The organism is Enterococcus sp. DIV2384, from assembly GCF_050534975.1.
GTDB classification, from domain to species: Bacteria; Bacillota; Bacilli; order Lactobacillales; family Enterococcaceae; genus Enterococcus; species Enterococcus faecalis.
Genome location: NZ_CP172905.1, coordinates 523,201 through 541,764, shown reverse-complemented (window position 1 = coordinate 541,764; position 18,564 = coordinate 523,201). Strand labels below are relative to the sequence as shown.

Annotated in this window: 15 protein-coding genes; 4 read left to right on the top strand and 11 right to left on the bottom strand. The window is 37.5% G+C overall.

Going from position 1 to position 18,564, the window contains the following annotated elements:
• Positions 1–108 precede the first annotated feature (108 nt).
• Positions 109–513 carry a DUF1622 domain-containing protein gene (locus tag IGK54_RS02650; protein WP_010712028.1) on the top strand — a complete coding sequence of 135 codons (405 nt, stop codon included), beginning with the start codon at positions 109–111 and terminating at the stop codon, positions 511–513.
• 20 nt (positions 514–533) lie between these two features.
• Here the strand turns inward: IGK54_RS02650 and IGK54_RS02645 are convergent, their stop codons facing one another.
• Positions 534–1,052, bottom strand: coding sequence for a hypothetical protein (locus IGK54_RS02645; protein ID WP_002355635.1), 519 nt, complete (start codon positions 1,050–1,052; stop codon positions 534–536).
• 195 nt (positions 1,053–1,247) lie between these two features.
• Between IGK54_RS02645 and clpP the strand changes: the two genes are divergently transcribed.
• The gene (gene clpP, locus IGK54_RS02640; protein WP_002355633.1) at positions 1,248–1,841 is read left to right on the top strand and encodes an ATP-dependent Clp endopeptidase proteolytic subunit ClpP; all 594 of its coding nucleotides are present in this window, start codon (positions 1,248–1,250) and stop codon (positions 1,839–1,841) included.
• A gap of 42 nt (positions 1,842–1,883) precedes the next feature.
• Here clpP and IGK54_RS02635 read toward each other — a convergent pair whose 3' ends face one another.
• The 8 genes from IGK54_RS02635 to uvrB form a co-directional block, all read right to left on the bottom strand.
• Positions 1,884–2,402, bottom strand: coding sequence for a DsbA family protein (locus IGK54_RS02635; protein ID WP_010712027.1), 519 nt, complete (start codon positions 2,400–2,402; stop codon positions 1,884–1,886).
• 112 nt (positions 2,403–2,514) lie between these two features.
• Positions 2,515–3,438, bottom strand: a complete 924-nt coding sequence (locus IGK54_RS02630; RefSeq protein WP_010825043.1) for a hypothetical protein — start codon at positions 3,436–3,438, stop codon at positions 2,515–2,517.
• Between the two features lie 232 nt (positions 3,439–3,670).
• Complete coding sequence (whiA, locus tag IGK54_RS02625) at positions 3,671–4,606, bottom strand: DNA-binding protein WhiA (protein ID WP_002358736.1); 936 nt, start codon at positions 4,604–4,606, stop codon at positions 3,671–3,673.
• 33 nt (positions 4,607–4,639) lie between these two features.
• Entirely contained in the window at positions 4,640–5,635 is a 996-nt protein-coding gene (locus tag IGK54_RS02620; protein ID WP_002355627.1) for a gluconeogenesis factor YvcK family protein, read from the bottom strand.
• Entirely contained in the window at positions 5,635–6,522 is an 888-nt protein-coding gene (rapZ, locus tag IGK54_RS02615) for an RNase adapter RapZ (RefSeq protein WP_002355625.1), read from the bottom strand. Before rapZ ends, IGK54_RS02620 begins: the two co-directional genes overlap by 1 nt.
• A 165-nt stretch (positions 6,523–6,687) precedes the next feature.
• Positions 6,688–7,482 carry a YusW family protein gene (locus IGK54_RS02610; RefSeq protein WP_142957336.1) on the bottom strand — a complete coding sequence of 265 codons (795 nt, stop codon included), beginning with the start codon at positions 7,480–7,482 and terminating at the stop codon, positions 6,688–6,690.
• Between the two features lie 171 nt (positions 7,483–7,653).
• A complete protein-coding gene (gene uvrA, locus IGK54_RS02605) occupies positions 7,654–10,473 on the bottom strand; it encodes an excinuclease ABC subunit UvrA (protein WP_002361280.1) in 2,820 nt (939 codons plus the stop codon).
• A gap of 117 nt (positions 10,474–10,590) precedes the next feature.
• Positions 10,591–12,588 carry an excinuclease ABC subunit UvrB gene (uvrB, locus tag IGK54_RS02600; RefSeq protein WP_002355618.1) on the bottom strand — a complete coding sequence of 666 codons (1,998 nt, stop codon included), beginning with the start codon at positions 12,586–12,588 and terminating at the stop codon, positions 10,591–10,593.
• 278 nt (positions 12,589–12,866) lie between these two features.
• Between uvrB and IGK54_RS02595 the strand changes: the two genes are divergently transcribed.
• On the top strand, positions 12,867–15,035 hold the full coding sequence (locus IGK54_RS02595; protein ID WP_002361277.1) for an amino acid ABC transporter substrate-binding protein/permease: 2,169 nt from the start codon (positions 12,867–12,869) through the stop codon (positions 15,033–15,035).
• A 1-nt stretch (position 15,036) separates the two neighbouring features.
• Positions 15,037–15,774 carry an amino acid ABC transporter ATP-binding protein gene (locus IGK54_RS02590; protein ID WP_002355616.1) on the top strand — a complete coding sequence of 246 codons (738 nt, stop codon included), beginning with the start codon at positions 15,037–15,039 and terminating at the stop codon, positions 15,772–15,774.
• Positions 15,775–15,821: 47 nt separating this feature from the next.
• Here the strand turns inward: IGK54_RS02590 and IGK54_RS02585 are convergent, their stop codons facing one another.
• Both IGK54_RS02585 and IGK54_RS02580 read right to left on the bottom strand, forming a co-directional pair.
• The gene (locus IGK54_RS02585) at positions 15,822–16,541 is read right to left on the bottom strand and encodes an MgtC/SapB family protein (RefSeq protein ID WP_002361276.1); all 720 of its coding nucleotides are present in this window, start codon (positions 16,539–16,541) and stop codon (positions 15,822–15,824) included.
• Between the two features lie 35 nt (positions 16,542–16,576).
• Positions 16,577–18,481 carry a heavy metal translocating P-type ATPase gene (locus IGK54_RS02580; RefSeq protein WP_002386153.1) on the bottom strand — a complete coding sequence of 635 codons (1,905 nt, stop codon included), beginning with the start codon at positions 18,479–18,481 and terminating at the stop codon, positions 16,577–16,579.
• Positions 18,482–18,564: the final 83 nt, after the last annotated feature.

Sequence of the window (18,564 nt, the reverse complement as noted above, 5' to 3'; positions counted from 1 at the left end):
TTTTTTCTATAAGCTGAATAGTTTAGCCCGTTTATTTCAACAATATTTGACGTTAGTCAGCCGTTTCGTTATAGTTAAAGAAAAGGCTTTTTGGTAGGAGTGAATACGATGAATGAGTGGCCCCATCAGTTAATGATGCTTTTAACCCCACTTTTTGAGCTATGTATTTTAGGTCTGAATGTTTTTTCGATTATTGTTTTAGTTTGGGGTGTTTGTTTAGCAGGAAAAGATTTCATTAAAAGTGAACGACAAAATCAAAGCCGCTTTACCTTAACCAAAATGAATACGTTCATCAAAAACTTCCTTGGTAGCTACATTCTGTTAAGTTTAGAAATTTTAATTGCTGCTGATATTATTGAATCTATTGTCAAACCAACTTTTCAAGATATTTTGAAATTGGCAACCTTGGTGATCATCCGTACAGTTATTTCTTATTTCTTACATAAAGAAATTGAAGACACTATGACCGATATGGAACAACAAGAAAAAGAACCAGCTACCCCAAAAAATTAGCGGGTACGCTGGTTCTTTTTTTATTTAATCGCTTTAAAATAATGAAGTGGTTCGTTAGACAAACGCTGCATTTTACGTTTTTTATCTTCAATAATTGCTAAAATCTCGTCTGAAAAATTTTCTAAAATAACACGGCCACCTTTATAGGTGTGTCCACCCATTTCAGCAACTTCGCTGGCCGTTAAAATGACTTTACGATGCGCAATTTTTTTGAAAAATTCTTCAATTAAGTACGTCGGTAAGTAAAAATTATTTTGAGCAGAAAATGATTCCAAATAAATAAAATCATCGATGCTGATGAAACAATCATCCATCGATAAGTATTCAATTGATCTGTCTATATATAATTCACGCTTTTGTAAAATTTCTTTGACTTTTTTATTTAATAAATTCAATGATTCAATTTCTTTAACCAAATGTTCTAGTTCACGATAACGTACTTCTTTTCGCTCTTTGTAAGATGAATGTAAGGCGGCACTTGCTGTGACTATTAGCGCACCGACGATTACACCGACCATTCCGGCGATAAAAACAAACATATTTTTCCCCTCGCTCTTTTCTAATTTTCCATTTTAGTATAACATAATCCAAAAGTTTCGGATAAAAAATGACACAAAATTTTTCAAGCGACTTCGTTGACCTTTATTGACCAAAGAGGTATACTTTTCATAGGCATTCAAAGTGCTTTGTGATAGAATGACTTTAAAAGTTTCTTTATATAGGAGGATTTACTTATGAATTTAATTCCAACAGTTATTGAACAATCATCTCGCGGTGAACGTGCTTATGACATTTACTCTCGTTTATTAAAAGACCGCATCATTATGCTAAGCGGCCCTATCGATGATAATGTGGCAAACTCAGTGATTGCACAGTTATTATTCTTAGATGCCCAAGATTCAGAAAAAGACATTTACTTGTACATTAACTCTCCTGGTGGCAGCGTTTCTGCAGGCTTAGCGATTTTCGATACCATGAATTTCGTTAAAGCGGATGTCCAAACTATCGTATTAGGAATGGCGGCTTCTATGGGTAGCTTCTTATTAACAGCTGGTCAAAAAGGCAAACGTTTCGCTTTACCAAATGCGGAAATCATGATTCACCAACCACTTGGTGGCGCTCAAGGGCAAGCAACAGAAATTGAAATTGCTGCTCGTCACATTTTAGACACTCGTCAACGTTTAAATTCAATTTTAGCTGAACGAACTGGCCAACCTATTGAAGTGATTGAACGTGATACCGATCGTGATAACTATATGACTGCCGAACAAGCAAAAGAATATGGTTTAATCGATGAAGTAATGGAAAATAGTAGCGCCTTAAATTAAAAATAAAAAATGGAAACAGCGACAGTCGCTGTTTCCATTTTTTTATTTTTCAATGTATCCTCGTAATTCTTCTTCAGTAACACTTTCGTCAAAGATATGCTCACCAATGACGATCGTTGGCACAAATTGAATGTGCGCCGCATTGGCTTCAGCAATCACTGCGGAAACAAGCGTTGCATCTGTTTGTTCTTTTAAACCAAGATTTTTTTCAGCATACGTCGCTACTTCTTCTAAGGTTAAGTTTCCCCATTCATCTTGCGTAGCAAACATTTTATGCAATGCTGACAGTGCTTGTTCAGGCGCTGAATAGTCAATGTAGTGATGCATCACATTGCCGCGTTGTAAACTTTCTTTTTCTTTATCAAACAACTTAATGATACGTTCAACTTTACCACTTTTGACAGATTGTGCTAACAGTTCCTCAGACTCTTCAAACCATTTTCTGCAATAAGGACAGCGAACATTGATAAATTCTATCATTTTGACAGGGGCATTGCGCTCACCAATGTGAAGCCCTGTTTCTGTGTTAACTTTTGTTGCATCAATTACTGAAATATCCATAAAAAACCTCATCCTTTCAAACCTTTATTTCTCTTTTAGTATACCGTTTTTCAATAAAAAAATCATAAGACACGAATTCAAATTTTCTGAATTCGTGCCTCTGTTCACTTTTTTAACGATTAATCGAACGAGCCATTCTAGCAACAGTATGTCTTTTCCCGCGTATCGCATCAGAAAGCTCTTTAATATTTTCAATACCAACTAAGCCCATATTGGCATCGCCAATATGTTGAATATCTACGCCTAAAATTTTATTTCTAATGCCGATTGCTTGGATAACTTCAGGTTGAGCACTTTCTTGTGAAGTTCCAATGGCACTCATAACTAATTTTCCTTTTGAATGTGCAAAATCCACAACTTCTTTGACTTGTTGATCATCGATGCCCCAAACCGTACCGACTGCTGGGACTAAGACAATATCAGCGCCCGCTTCAATAAATTGTTCAGCTGATTTTAAACTGACCACTGGTTCATCTACGCCTGAACTGTGCATTTTTCCGGCAATAATGATGCCGTCAAAATGTTTTTTGGCTAAGGCCACGTTCTTAGCAATCAAGTCGTTGGTCACGCCAGTTCCTGGATTACCTGTCAATAAGATAAAATCCAAACCCAGTTCATTGGCTTTTTTGAAAGTAGCTGCTGATGCTTTTCTACCTGGTTCAATCGAAACTCTCGTTGAAGCTAAGTCTAAATTTTCATCAACAGGTTCGACATTCATGCCAATCGGTAAACCGACTAGTTCTTTCAAACGATGAACAACCTCATCATTAGGGACACATGTTTCCGCAGTATATTGCCCTTCATAAGCGGCTACTACAATCGGTTTATTAACATCGAAAACATTCAATAAAATCATGTCTGCGCCATATGCTTTTGACATTTCCGCACAAGTGATATCACCTGCTACGGATGGATGAACTACCACATTTTCCGATAAAATTACGCGCCCTTCGCTCGCTTTAATACTCTGAAACAGCTCTTCTTTTGACATCCGTTTGATTTCTGATGCATTTGCACTAATTAATCGTTGAACCATTTTGACCCCTCCAATAGTTTTTAATGTTTTAGTTAAAAACAGCAATAAGTAATCGCTTGCATTTTATTACATGCAACATTCGTGCCAACGTCGTTTCTTTAAACCACAGGTCAACACTACATTTCAGCGCTACACACTTTTTGCACACTTTATTTTTTTTACACGCTTAAAGAAAAAGTGAAGGATAGCACTTCAAACGGAAATGTTATTCTTCACTTCTGGAGCAGAAAAGTTACGCACTTTTTTCTCGTAATTTTTCTGCAAATTCATTAATTTTGCGAATACGATGATTAATACCTGACTTAGAAATAGCTCCTGAAGGAATCATTTCCCCTAGTTCTTTGAGACTAACTTCCGGATACTCTAACCGTAATTCTGCGATTTCCTGAAGTTTCTCCGGTAATGATGTCAGCCCTACTGTACTTTCAATAAATTGAATATTTTCAATTTGTTTTGAAGCCGCATCAATGGTTTTATTTAAATTCGCTGTTTCGCAATTTACTAAACGATTTACTGAATTCCGCATATCACGGACAATCCGGACATCTTCAAATTTCAACATAGAGTTCGTGGCACCAATTAACGTTAAAAAGTCGGCAATTTTTTCAGCACCTTTTAAATAACAAATATACCCATTTCGGCGTCCCAATGTTCGAGCGTTTAAGTCATAGTAATTCAACATCTTACAAATATCATTATTGTGTTCTTCATAAATTGAAAAAATTTCTAAATGATAGCGACTTGTTTCCGGATTATTAACTGAGCCAGAAGCCATGAAGGCCCCACGTAAATAGGAACGCATTTTTTGCGCGTTACCCATGATTTCATTTGACACATTGCCATTAAAAACGACCCCATCCATAATATCCAAATCAGCTAGAATTTTTTGTGTATCTTGTTTTAGACGCACAATGTAAACATTATTTTTCTTTAGTTTCATTTTTTTACGAACTAATAATTCTGCTTGTGCATGGTAATGATCTTTCAGCAATGAATACATTCGACGAGCAATTGCAGCATTTTCCGTTTGTACATTCAAGACAAACTGTTGATTAACTAAGCTAAGTGAGCCATTCATCCGAATTAATGCTGCTAATTCTGCTTTCGCGTGTTCTCGATGGACTTCTAAACCAGTTAACTCTTTTTTGACATCCGAGGCAAAAGACATCTAAGCTCCTCCTCTCTTGATTCTTTTGATTAATTAATATTTCGTTCCAAATACGATACGGAAAAGTTCTTCAACAACTTTTTCCCCATCATGAAAAACTCCGCCATCTCTTAATTCTAAAAAGTCTGTCGAAATGACTCGGCATCCTTCTTCACGTAATCCTTGAAAATCATGCTTTACTTGAACTAAATATTCATCATAAATTTCAGGATCCATGTAATTTTCTGGTACTTTTTCTGTGTTAACCAGCACTGTATCAACAAACTGCGCTTGTAGATGCTCGTTTAAGACACGAACATGATCTGCATCCGTAAAATGTTCCGTTTCCCCTTTTTGGGTCATGATGTTACAAATATAGACTACTTCCGCTGCCGTTTGTTTGATGGCTTCACCAATTTCTGTAATAACTAAATTAGGTAAAATACTTGTAAAAAGACTCCCCGGTCCTAACACGACCATGTCTGCTTCTTCAATTGCTTTGACGACTTTACGCGCAGCTCTTGGCTGTTCTTCTCCGTGTGTATTTGTTACAAACACATGGTCAATCGTCTTGCGATCCAGTGCAATTTTTGATTCTCCCACCGCCACTGAGCCATCTTTAAATACGGCATGTAACGTTAATGGCCGTTCTGATGATGGATAAATCCGTCCATCAACATGCATCATTTTTGAAAGCAATTGAATGGCTTCATACGTACTTCCTCTCATTTCTGAGACAGCAGCAATGATTAAATTACCGATTGCATGATTGGCAAAATGACTATCTGATTTATCAAAACGATATTGAAAAATATCTTCATATAATTGTGGCATATCTGACAGTGCCACTAAAACATTTCTTAAATCTCCCGGAGGTGTCATGTTATTAATAGATGAACGAAGCTCGCCACTACTACCGCCGTCATCAGCGACCGTTACGACGGCAGTAATATCAACACTTTGATTTCTTAAACTTTTTAAAATTACTGGCAAGCCTGTTCCACCACCAACAACCACGATCTTCGGTTTACGAATTCGATAGGTTTTCATTAAGAGCGATTAACCGTTTCTTTTCTTTTTAAGCGGTCGCGGTGGGTAATATTAACATGGTAATCTTCCTCTTTTAATTCAGCGCCAACACGTTCTGTCAATGCAACAGAGCGATGTTGTCCGCCAGTACAGCCAATTGCAATGGTGACGCTACTTTTACCTTCTTTTTTATATCCAGGTAAGACTGTTCGCAGTAAATCGATAAATTTTGTATAAAATTCATCTGTTTCTGGGAAGCCCATCACATAATCATAAACAGGTTGATCCATTCCAGTTAACGGCCGTAGTTCATCAATATAATGGGGATTAGGTAAAAAGCGAACATCCATGACGATATCTGCATCAATCGGCAACCCATATTTAAAGCCGAAGGACACCATTTCCACTCGAAATTCGTGTGTCTCTCTCGTTGCTAGTTCTTTATTCAAACGTTCCCGCAATTGACGAGGGGACAAGTCCGTAGTGTCAATGACCAACTGAGCATCCGCCTTGATTTCTTCCAGCATTGCACGTTCTTTACGAATACCTTCTGTCACTAAACCATCCATCGCCATTGGATGCGCACGCCGTGTCTCTTTATAACGAGAAACTAACTCTTCATCGGTGGCATCTAAAAATAAAATCGTTGTATCAATAAAATTAGTATTTTCAAGTTCGACTAACATATCCTGAATTTCTCTAAAGAAGGTCCGTGAACGTAAATCGATCACTAACGCAATCTTGGTAACTTTTCCAGATTCTTTAATTAATTCCCAAAATTTTGGGATTAAGCTTGGTGGTAAATTGTCGATACAGAAATAGCCCATGTCTTCAAAGCTTTGAACAGCGACTGTTTTTCCAGCGCCACTCATTCCTGTAATAATAACCAGTTGTAAATTTTCTGGCATATTCAACACTCCCTTCACTTGCATCACTATATTATAACACCCCGGGCGTATCAAAGAAAGCTTTTCAATCATTCTTATAAAGATTTCTATTCTTTCATAGAAAAACAGCATTGACAAAAATGTCAATGCTGTTTTAATTGCTGAATTATACTATATAACTCTGTGTTATTTTAATACAAACTTAATTTCTGTTTTATCAGTAAAATTAGCTTCAAACTCAAATTGTTTTACTTGTTCATTCACGGCTAACTTTTTCGTAATGTGTTCTTTAATTTGTTCATTTGTAGCTGTTTTGATTGACAATCCATCTAAAAGAGTCATGATTTTGTCTTGTGCTGCCTTACCTTCTAATTCTAAATCAGCAGATTCATCTTCATACGTTGCTTCAATTGTTCCGTTCGATTTTATTTCATAGGTGAACTCAATTTCATTTTCGTCGTATTCGATTTCTACGTCAATCTCTTGAAGACTGACAACAGTTGGTGTCGGTGTGGTTAGTTCATTGTCTGCTGTTTCATGGTCCCCACCAACTTCAGGAGTTACGGTTTCCCACTTAAAGGTACCAATTTTAGCTGTTGCTAGATAGGGATTATTAATGGTAATGACTTTCAATTGAAGGTCTGAATGGTTGGCGATATCTGTTAAAATCCCCAGAGCCTGATATGTATTTTGTGTAAAACGTGTCGCAATATTTTGCGCATCAATTGTGGAATAGCCTAATGTTTCCCAGGTGATTTGTTGCTTTAATTCCTGATGAACGGCTTGTACTGTCGCCGGCTCCAATTGAATGCCCGTTGCTTCTTTTAAGTCTTTCTTGGTAAAGCTCATTACTTTTTCATGGTCTGATTGTGAAATTAAGGTCGCTGCTTCCATTGTGTTACTATGTACAAAAGGTGTGATTCCGATAGCTAAGACCATTCCTGCTGTTAATAAACTTGTTGTTATTTTTTTGTTTTTCATTTAAGACTTCCCTTCGTGTTCATTGTTATTTTGTTAACAAACATAGTATATCTTTTAATTACACATTAAGTCAACATTTATTTTTAATTTTTATTAAAAAATATTTGTTATTTTATAATAAAAGAACCTTGTTTCCCATAAAAACAAGGTTCTTTATCTAATCATTAATGTTTATTTCAGAACACGTTTTAAATAATATCCTGTGTAACTGTCTTTGACTTTAGCAACTTCTTCTGGTGTTCCTGTCGCCACGATCGTCCCACCACCGTCGCCACCTTCTGGCCCTAGATCAATCACATGATCCGCAGATTTGATGACATCCAAGTTATGTTCAATCACTAAAACGGTATTGCCCGCTTCCACTAAACGCTCTAATACTAGAAGCAACCGCGCAATATCATCGGTATGCAAGCCTGTTGTTGGTTCATCCAGAATATAAAAGTTTTTCCCATTAGAATTTTTATGAAGTTCACTCGCTAGCTTCATCCGCTGTGCTTCCCCACCAGATAAAGTAGTTGCTGGCTGCCCCAATGTCACATAGCCTAAGCCTACATCCACAATTGTTTGCAATTTACGATGAATTTTAGGAATATGTTTGAAAAATTCTACGGCATCTTCCACCGTCATATCTAAAATATCAGAAATGTTTTTGCCTTTATAATGAACTTCTAACGTCTCAGAATTATAACGTTTGCCATGACAAACTTCGCAAGGCACATAGACATCAGGTAAAAAGTGCATTTCAATTTTGATGATACCATCCCCGCGACAAGCTTCACAACGGCCACCTTTGACGTTAAAACTAAAGCGACCTTTTTTATAGCCACGAACCTTGGCTTCATTTGTTTGGGCAAACAAATCGCGAATGTCATCAAAAACACTAGTATAAGTCGCTGGATTACTTCTTGGTGTTCGACCAATTGGACTTTGGTCAATGTCAACAATCTTTTCAATGGCTTCATAACCAGTGATGCTTTTGTGTTTCCCGGGTTTATTGGAATTACGATTTAATTTTTGGGCCAGCGCTTTTTTTAAAATTTGATTGACTAAAGTACTTTTCCCTGAACCTGAAACGCCTGTGACAGCAACAAATTCACCCAGCGGAAATTCAACACTGACATTTTTCAAATTATTTTCACTGGCACCAGTGACTTTGATCGCTTTGCCATTACCTTTGCGACGTTCTTTTGGCACAGGAATCACTTTTTTCCCAGAAAGATATTGTCCAGTCAATGAATGCGGATTTTTAGCAACCTCTTCCGGCGTACCAGCGGCTACAATTTCACCGCCCAGATGTCCAGCGCCAGGTCCCACATCAATCAAGTAATCCGAAGCCATCATTGTATCTTCATCATGTTCCACCACAATTAATGTATTGCCTAAGTCCCGCATTTTTTTCAATGAGTCAATCAAGCGGTCGTTATCTCGTTGATGCAAACCAATTGATGGTTCATCTAAAATGTAAAGGACGCCTGATAAGTTTGATCCAATTTGTGTTGCTAAGCGAATTCTTTGTGCTTCTCCGCCAGAAAGTGTACCAGCAGCTCGACTTAAGGTTAAGTAATCTAACCCGACATTTTTTAAGAAGGTTAACCGATCTTCGACTTCTTTTAAAATTGGCCGAGCAATCGTTGTTTCTTGTTCAGATAAAGACACACCTTCAAAAAATTGGACCGCATTTTTTATTGCTAATTCACTGACTTCACCAATGTGCGTGCCATTGATTTTTACAGCTAAAGCTTGCGGATTCAAACGATACCCTTGACAGCTTCGACAAGTCAATTCTGTCATGTATAACCGCATTTGATCTCGTGTAAAATCGCTATTTGTTTCATGATAACGTCGTTTAATATTTTTTAAAATCCCTTCAAATGGCACTTCCACATCACGAACACCACCAAAGTCATTTTCATAATGAAAATGAAAGTTTTTCTCGCCAGAACCATTTAAAATAATTTCTTGTTGGTCTGCAGGTAATTCTTCAAACGGCGTATCCATATCAATCCCAAAACTGGTGGCTGCTTGTTCCAACATTTGTGGATAATATTGGGAACTAATAGGGTTCCACGGAACAATGGCTCCTTCTCTCAAGGTTTTAGTGGGATCTGGAATCACTAAGTCTTTGTCCACTTCTAATTTAACACCTAAACCATCACAATCGGGACAAGCGCCAAATGGTGCATTAAATGAAAACAAGCGCGGTTCCAATTCACCGACTGTGAACCCACAATAAGGACAAGCATAATGTTCACTAAACAACATCTCTTCTTGACCAATCACATCAACAATTGCGTAACCTTCAGCTAAACGCAAAGCCGCTTCAAACGAATCAAACAAGCGAGAGCGAATACCTTCTTTCACAACGATACGGTCAATCACAATCGCAATATCATGTTTTTTATTTTTTTCAAGTTCTGGTGCCTCACTAACATCATAGGTTTCACCATCCACCCGCATTCTGACATACCCTTCACGTTGGATCATTTCAAACACTTTTTTATGTTGGCCTTTTTTCTTGACCACAACAGGCGCCAAAATTTGAATTTTTGTTCGCTCTGGTAGCTCTAAAACTTTATCAACCATCTGTTCAACAGACTGACTGGTAATTTCAATATGATCGTTAGGACAAATTGGATGACCTACCCGAGCAAATAACAATCGTAAATAATCATTGATTTCTGTGACCGTCCCCACCGTTGAGCGCGGGTTTTTACTTGTCGTCTTTTGATCAATTGAAATAGCTGGACTTAAACCATCGATGCTGTCAACATCTGGTTTATCCATCTGTCCCAAAAATTGTCGCGCATAAGCAGAGAGACTCTCTACATAACGTCGTTGCCCTTCTGCGTAAAGCGTATCAAACGCTAATGAACTTTTGCCAGAACCAGATAGTCCAGTTACAACAACCATTTTGTCACGAGGAATCGTGACATCAATATTTTTTAAGTTATGGGCGCGTGCACCATGAATCACAATTTTATCATTTGCCATATATGTTCTCCTTTTACTAAATCTCTTACGTCAAATCATTTCAAGTCATTCTATAGAGAAAAGATTAGTAAAAGATACGATGGTTCATCGTATCTTTTACTTAATCCGTTGGTTGACTTATTTGGCAGCTTTCAATTCAAGAATGGTATCTCGTAATGTGGCTGCAGTTTCGAAGTCTAACGCTTTGGCCGCATCTTTCATTTCTCTTTCAAGTTTCATTAATAAATCAGCTTTTTCTTGTCTTGATAAATCTTCATATGATTTATCCAATTGAACCACGGTTTCATCTTTATCAGCTGTTTTGGAAATAGAAATCAAATCACGAATTTCTTTAATAATTGTTTTTGGTTCAATACCATGTTCTTCATTATATGCTTCTTGGATTGCCCGACGTCGTGCCGTTTCATCCATAGCTCGTTGCATCGAATCGGTGATTTTATCTGCATACATAATGACTTTTCCTTCGGCGTTCCGGGCAGCCCGTCCCATCGTTTGCACTAATGAGCGTTCACTACGTAAGAAGCCTTCTTTATCCGCATCTAGAATCGCAATTAAGGAAACTTCTGGCACATCGATTCCTTCACGTAATAAGTTAATACCTATTAGAATATCAAATTCACCTAATCGTAAATCGCGAATAATCTCCGTTCTTTCCAGTGTTTTTATATCACTATGCAAATATTTAACTTTTAAGCCTAATTCTTTGAAATAGTCGGTTAAATCTTCGGCCATTTTCTTCGTTAAGGTTGTGACAAACACTCGCTGATCTTTTTCGATCCGTTCATGAATTTCGCCCACCAAGTCATCAATTTGACCCATAATTGGGCGGATTTCTACTTCTGGATCTAGTAAACCTGTTGGTCGAATGATTTGTTGAACAACAGTCTCTGTTTGTTCCATTTCATAAGGGCCTGGTGTTGCCGATACATAAACAATTTGGTTTACATGTTGTTCAAATTCTTCTAAACGAAGCGGTCGGTTATCAAGTGCACTTGGTAAACGGAAACCATAGTCCACTAACATTTGTTTCCGTGCTCGGTCGCCATTATACATTCCTCTAATTTGCGGCATTGTTACATGAGACTCATCGATTACAAGTAAGAAGTCATCTGGGAAAAAGTCCAACAGCGTATACGGCGGCTCTCCTTCTTGGCGACCGTCCATATGTCGAGAGTAATTCTCAATCCCTGACGTATAGCCCATCTCTCTCATCATCTCAATATCATAGTTGGTTCGCTGTTCCAAACGTTGAGCTTCCAATAATTTGTTTTCACTGCGAAGCACTTTCAAACGTGCCTCTAATTCTTCTTGGATCTGCGATATGGCATGTTCCATATGTTCTTCGTTCGTCACAAAGTGTGTTGCCGGAAAAATAGCTACATGCTCTGTTTCGCCGACAATTTCACCAGTTAACGCATCTACTTCACGAATTCGATCAATTTCGTCTCCGAAAAATTCAACACGTAGCGCATGCTCATCCCGTGAAGCTGGGAATATCTCAACCACATCACCGCGGACACGAAAACGCCCCCGTTGAAAATCAATATCATTTCGTTCGAATTGAATATCGACTAAGCTTTTTAGTAACTCATTACGATCCATTTCCATTCCCACACGTAATGAAACAACTTGTTGACTGTATTCCCGCGGATCCCCTAAACCAAAAATACAAGAAACTGACGCTACCACGATGACATCGTTTCGTTCCAATAAAGAACTTGTCGCTGAATGGCGTAGTTTATCAATTTCATCATTAATACTGGAATCTTTTTCAATATATGTATCACTTGAGGGTACATATGCTTCTGGTTGATAATAATCATAGTAACTGACAAAATACTCGACCGCATTATCTGGGAAAAATTCTTTAAATTCCCCGTATAATTGTCCAGCTAGTGTTTTATTATGTGCAATCACTAATGTTGGTTTGTTCACTTCTTGAATCACATTAGAGATTGTAAATGTTTTACCTGTTCCGGTCGCTCCAAGTAAAATTTGAGCTTTTTCTCCACCTTTGACACCGTCAACTAGTTCAGCAATAGCGGCTGGCTGATCTCCGGCAGGCTCATATTTAGAAGCCAAATGAAAGGTATTGGAAGTTTCTCTTTCGATCATTTATAACTCCCCCTCAAAGTGTTTAATTTCTCTTAAATTATCGGCCCATTCTGGCAGAATGTCCACTTATTAGTTTAACATACCGAACATATTTTCGCCACTTTTGCTGTTTCGGACTTCAACTGATCTTAATCTTTTGTTCTTGATTTCTATGTCATATTTTATAACATGAAATGTAAGGAAATTAGAGTTTTTTTCTCTTTTTAGCGTTCAAATACTTGTCAGCTTCCTATTTCTTACTATATAATTGTTCAATATGCAAAACTAGGAGGTATTTTATGAAAAGGAAACACTTTTTACTTTCTTTCTTTGTGATGATGGTAACTCTGCTAACATTCATTAGTGGCACTTCAGCACATGCAGAAGGAAAGAAATATACAATTGGAACGGATTTAACATTCGCCCCTTTTGAATTCCAAGACTCAAAAGGAAAATACATTGGTATTGACGTTGATTTATTAGATGCGATTGCCAAAGATCAAGATTTTGAAGTGGATTTAAAACCATTAGGCTTCGATAGTGCAGTCCAAGCGATTCAATCTAAACAAATTGATGGCATGATTGCTGGAATGAGTATTACGGATGAGCGAAAAAAATCCTTTGATTTTTCAGATCCATACTTCGATAGCGGTTTACAATTAGCGGTTAAAAAAGGAAACGACAAAATTAAATCATATGATGATTTAAAAGGCAAAACGGTTGCGGCTAAAGTTGGAACTGAAAGTGCCAACTTCCTTGAAAAAAATAAAGAGAAATATGACTACACCATCAAAAATTTTGACGATGCAACGGGTCTTTATAAAGCCTTAGAAAACGGCGAAGCGGATGCAATCGTTGATGATTATCCTGTATTGGGCTACGCAGTGAAAAATGGCCAAAAATTACAATTAGTTGGCGATAAAGAAACAGGCAGTTCTTATGGTTTCGCAGTGAAAAAAGGTCAAAACCCTGAATTAATCAAAAAGTTCAACGCTGGTTTGAAAAATCTTAAAGACAATGGTACTTATGATAAAATTTTAAACAACTACTTAGCGACAGGTGATGAAACAAACACACAAGACGCTGGCGAACAGATGAAAAAAATCACTCCTAAAAAAGAGAAATATGTGATTGCTAGTGATTCTACGTTTGCTCCGTTTGAGTTTCAAAATGCCCAAGGCGATTATGTCGGAATTGATGTAGATTTAGTCAAACGTGCAGCTGAATTGCAAGGTTTTACTGTTGAATTTAAATTTATTGGTTTTAGTTCTGCTGTCCAAGCTGTTGAATCTGGTCAAGCAGATGGGATGGTTGCAGGCATGACGATTACGGATGATCGTAAAAAAGCCTTCGACTTCTCTGTTCCTTACTTTGATAGCGGTATTCAAATTGCGGTCAAAAAAGGCAATGACAAAATTAAATCGTATGATGATTTAAAAGGCAAAAAAGTCGGCGTAAAAATTGGTACTGAAAGTGCTGATTTCTTAGAAAAAAATAAAAAGAAATATGATTACTCAATTAAGTATTTAGACACAACTGATGCATTATACAGTGCATTAGAAATTGGCGAAGTTGATGCCATGATGGATGATTATCCTGTCATTGGCTATGGGGTTGCGCAAAATCAACCACTAGCGACACCAATTCCTCGTGAAAAAGGTGGTTCTTACGGTTTTGCTGTCAAAAAAGGGCAAAATCCTGAACTACTTGAAATGTTTAACGAAGGCTTAAAAGAAATGAAACGTACAGGTGAATACGATAAAATTATCGGCACTTACGTGAAAGATGGCAACGAAGCCAAAGAAGAAACAGCTGACGAATCTACGTTTGTTGGCTTCATGCAAAACAACTGGAAACAATTGTTACACGGTTTATGGATGACGATTCTATTAACGTTGATTTCCTTCGTACTTGCTTTAATTGTCGGCGTTATTTTTGGGCTATTCAGCGTTTCACCAATCAAAGCATTACGTGTACTTTCAACTATTTATGTTGATTTAATTCGTGGAATTCCTTTAATGGTCTTAGCGTTCTTCATCTATTTCGGATTACCTGGTGTGCTGGGCTTTAATATCCCGGTCTTCATTGCTGGGATTATCACATTAACTTTAAATGCCAGTGCCTATATTTCTGAAATTGTGCGCGGCGGAATCAAAGCTGTTCCAGTTGGCCAAATGGAAGCTTCAAGAAGTTTAGGTCTTTCCTATAATCGGACAATGCAAAAAATTATTTTACCACAAGCGATTCGCATTATGATTCCTTCATTCATTAACCAATTTGTTATTTCATTGAAAGATACAACTATCCTTTCAGCAATTGGCTTAATCGAACTACTACAAACAGGAAAAATTATTGTTGCTCGGACATTACAAAGTACAATGGTTTACTTCGTTATTGCGTTAATCTACTTAATTTTAATTACTAGCTTAACTAAATTAGCGAAAAACCTTGAAAAGAAGGTGAACTAATATGACTGAAAAAATCTTAGTTGAACATTTAGTAAAAAAATATGGTGACAACACGGTCTTAAACGACATTAATGTTTCTATTAACGAAGGCGACGTAGTCTGCGTCATCGGTCCTTCTGGTTCTGGTAAAAGTACTTTTTTACGTTGCTTGAATCAATTAGAAGAAGCTTCTAGCGGAGACATTATTATTGATGGTGCGAACTTGACAGATAAAAATACGGACATCAACCAAGTCCGTCAACATATCGGCATGGTTTTCCAACATTTCAATTTGTTTCCACATTTATCTATTTTAGAAAATATTGTTTTAGCACCAACCGATTTAGGTCGCTTATCAAAAGACGAAGCGGAGAAAAAAGCGTTAGAACTTTTAGAACGTGTTGGGTTGGCAGATAAAAAAGATGCCTATCCAGATTCTTTATCTGGTGGTCAAAAACAACGTGTCGCAATTGCACGTGCGTTAGCGATGAATCCTGATATTATGCTTTTCGATGAGCCAACATCAGCTCTTGATCCAGAAATGGTTGGCGATGTTCTTGGTGTAATGAAAGATTTAGCAAAACAAGGAATGACAATGGTCATCGTTACTCACGAAATGGGCTTTGCAAAAGAAGTGGCTAATCGAGTAATGTTCATTGATGGCGGTAACTTCCTAGAAGATGGTTCGCCAGAGCAAGTCTTTGAAAATCCTCAAAACCCTCGAACAAAAGATTTCTTAGATAAAGTATTAAATATTTAAACAAAAGCACTTGGCGCGCGCTAGCGCCCAAGTGCTTTATTTTATGATTAAATTGTTTCCGTGACAGAGACAGATTGAACGTGCCCTTTTTCTTTTAAGAGATGGTGCAAGTTGGAATGCCAGAAATCTTCTTTGCCTACATAAGAAATCTTTGCTGTTACTGCCTCTTGTTCGGATTCCAAAGTCAATTCTACTAAGCGCTCCCCTTTTTCTAAAGAAGCTTGAAGTTGTTCATGCAGTCGGCTTTCTTTAATCATGGGTTCCTTCATTTTTACGATAAGCTGCAATCGTTTTAAAGGAGTTTTTCGTTTAAAATGGGCCAGAGCTAATACTAGCAAAGTTGCCACGAGATTGATAAACGCAATGGTTAAAAAGCCCATCCCAATGACTAAACCAATAATAGTAACATTCCACATCATTACTGCTGTCGTTAACCCAGAGACTTTCCTTTCTCTAAAAACGATAATCCCCGCACCGAGAAAGCCTACGCCACTAATCACTTGGGCGCCATATCGTGTAATATCCATAGAAATAATGGACGCCAAGGCGCTATTTTGTTTCACCACATCGACTAAAATATCCACCGATTGAATCTGTAAAATGGAAATCGTACAGGAGGCCAAACATAAAATGGCATTACTACTGATACCGAAGCCTTTTCTTTTAATACTTCTTTCTAACCCAATCAAAGCTCCAAAAACCACGGCTAGAGCCATCCGAATGACAACGTCGGTGAGAGAAAGTTCAATCATTTTTAAAGAATTCATCGCTTTCTCTCCTTTCTTGCAAGTGACTATTTGACTTATTTTGTATTAACTAATAAACGCAAGCCATTAAAAATGACCACTAAGGTACTTCCTTCATGAATAAGTACGCTAAATGCGATATTCGCAATACCTAAAAAGTTCAAGATAATTAACGTTGCTACCACTAACATTGAAAAAATAATATTTTGCTGCACAATTTTATTCAAGCGTTTTGAGACACGGTGAGCATAGCCTAATTTAGAAAGATCATTTTTCATCACTACCACGTCTGCAACATCGATAGCAATGTCTGTACCATCCCCCATCGCCACTCCGATGTCAGCATTCACTAAAGCGGGCGCATCGTTAATGCCATCACCAACCATCCCTGTCATTCCTACTTCGCGTTTTAATTGATCAACAATCGCTGATTTTTCCTCAGGTAAAACATTAGCAAAAACTTGGTCCACGCCTACTAAGCGACCAACTGCTTCACCCGTAAGTTTTGCATCTCCTGTAATCATTGTTGTTTCAATATTTTGTGACTTGAAATAGTGAATGGCGTTCATTGCTTCTTCATTAGGAACATCCATCAATGCCACTAAACCAATCACTTGTTCATTTTCGGCAAAGTACACTACCGTTTTGCCTTCACTCGCTAATTTCGTTGTTTGTTTCTCAATGATTGTTGGCACTTGTTCGAAACTAGATGGTTTACCAATTCTAAAAGTTGTGTCTGCAATGGTCGTTACTAAACCCACCCCGACAATATTTTCTACTTCTAAATTTAAAGCCGTTGTTTCTGCTTCAAAGCGATTAACAATCGCCGTCGCCAATGGATGATTGGATTTTTTCTCCATATTTGTTAAAACAGCTACTAATTCGTCTTGGCGATCTTCTAAGCCATCAACAAAAAGATAATCTGTGACCTCAGGTTTGCCTTTTGTTAGTGTGCCTGTTTTATCAAAAGCGAGTGCTTTCACTTCAGCTAAATTTGATAAGAATGAGCCACCTTTAAACAAAACGCCTTGTTTTGCTAAATTGGAAATTCCTGATAAAGTTGCCGGAACGGCACTCGCTGCTAATGCACAAGGGGAGGCAGCAATTAAGAAGACCAAGCCTCTGTAAAAACTTTCAGCCCAAGTCAATTGGAAAAGTAATGCGCCACCTAAAACAATTAGTGGAAAAACTGCTAAAACTAGTGTGACATATTTTGGTTCAAATCGTTTAATTTTGCTTGCAATTTCCGATTGATTTTCTTGTGATTGGTTCACGAGCTGTACGATTTTTGCAAAAACTGTTTCTGAACTATCTTTCGTTACTTCAACAACAATTGTGCCTGAACCGTTCATAGTACTACCAAAAACTGGGTCCCCACTATTTTTTTCTTTGGGAATACTTTCCCCATTAATAGATGATTCATCCACAGCGGTACTTCCTTCAATCACGACGCCATCTGTCGGAATTTGCGCACCATTGAGGACTTGCACGCGGTCACCAATCTTCAATTGTTCAACTGACACAGTTTGAATTGAGCCGTCGTCTGTTATCAGGCGAGCTTCTGTTGGATTTAAATTTAATAGTTTTGTAATTTCACGTTGGCTTTTGCCTTGGGCATAATCTTCAAGGAAATGCGCCGCCGCAAAAATCAAAATCAACAATGCTGATTCTTCAAAACTTCCCATTAATGCTGAACCAACTGCAGCTAAGGTCATTAACAAATGAATATTAGGCGAAAACTTTCGATTGTTTTTCGTATCCCGATACGTATCTCCAAAGCCTTCCCCAATAATATGATAACCAGCTAAAATAGCAGCTAACGAGAAAAGAATATTTTTCACTAAGAGCATGTTCCCTAAAAATAAACCGATAAAGAAAAGAGCCAATCCTGTAAAAAAGAGAATAACTGGAACGTTTTTACCTTTTTCTTCATGTGTGTGTGCACCTGTTTGTTTTGACATTGTTATGCGCCTCCTCATTAATGTTTTTATATTCATATGAATGTATATTCATATTATAAAACACTTGGGTGGTTTTGTAAAGA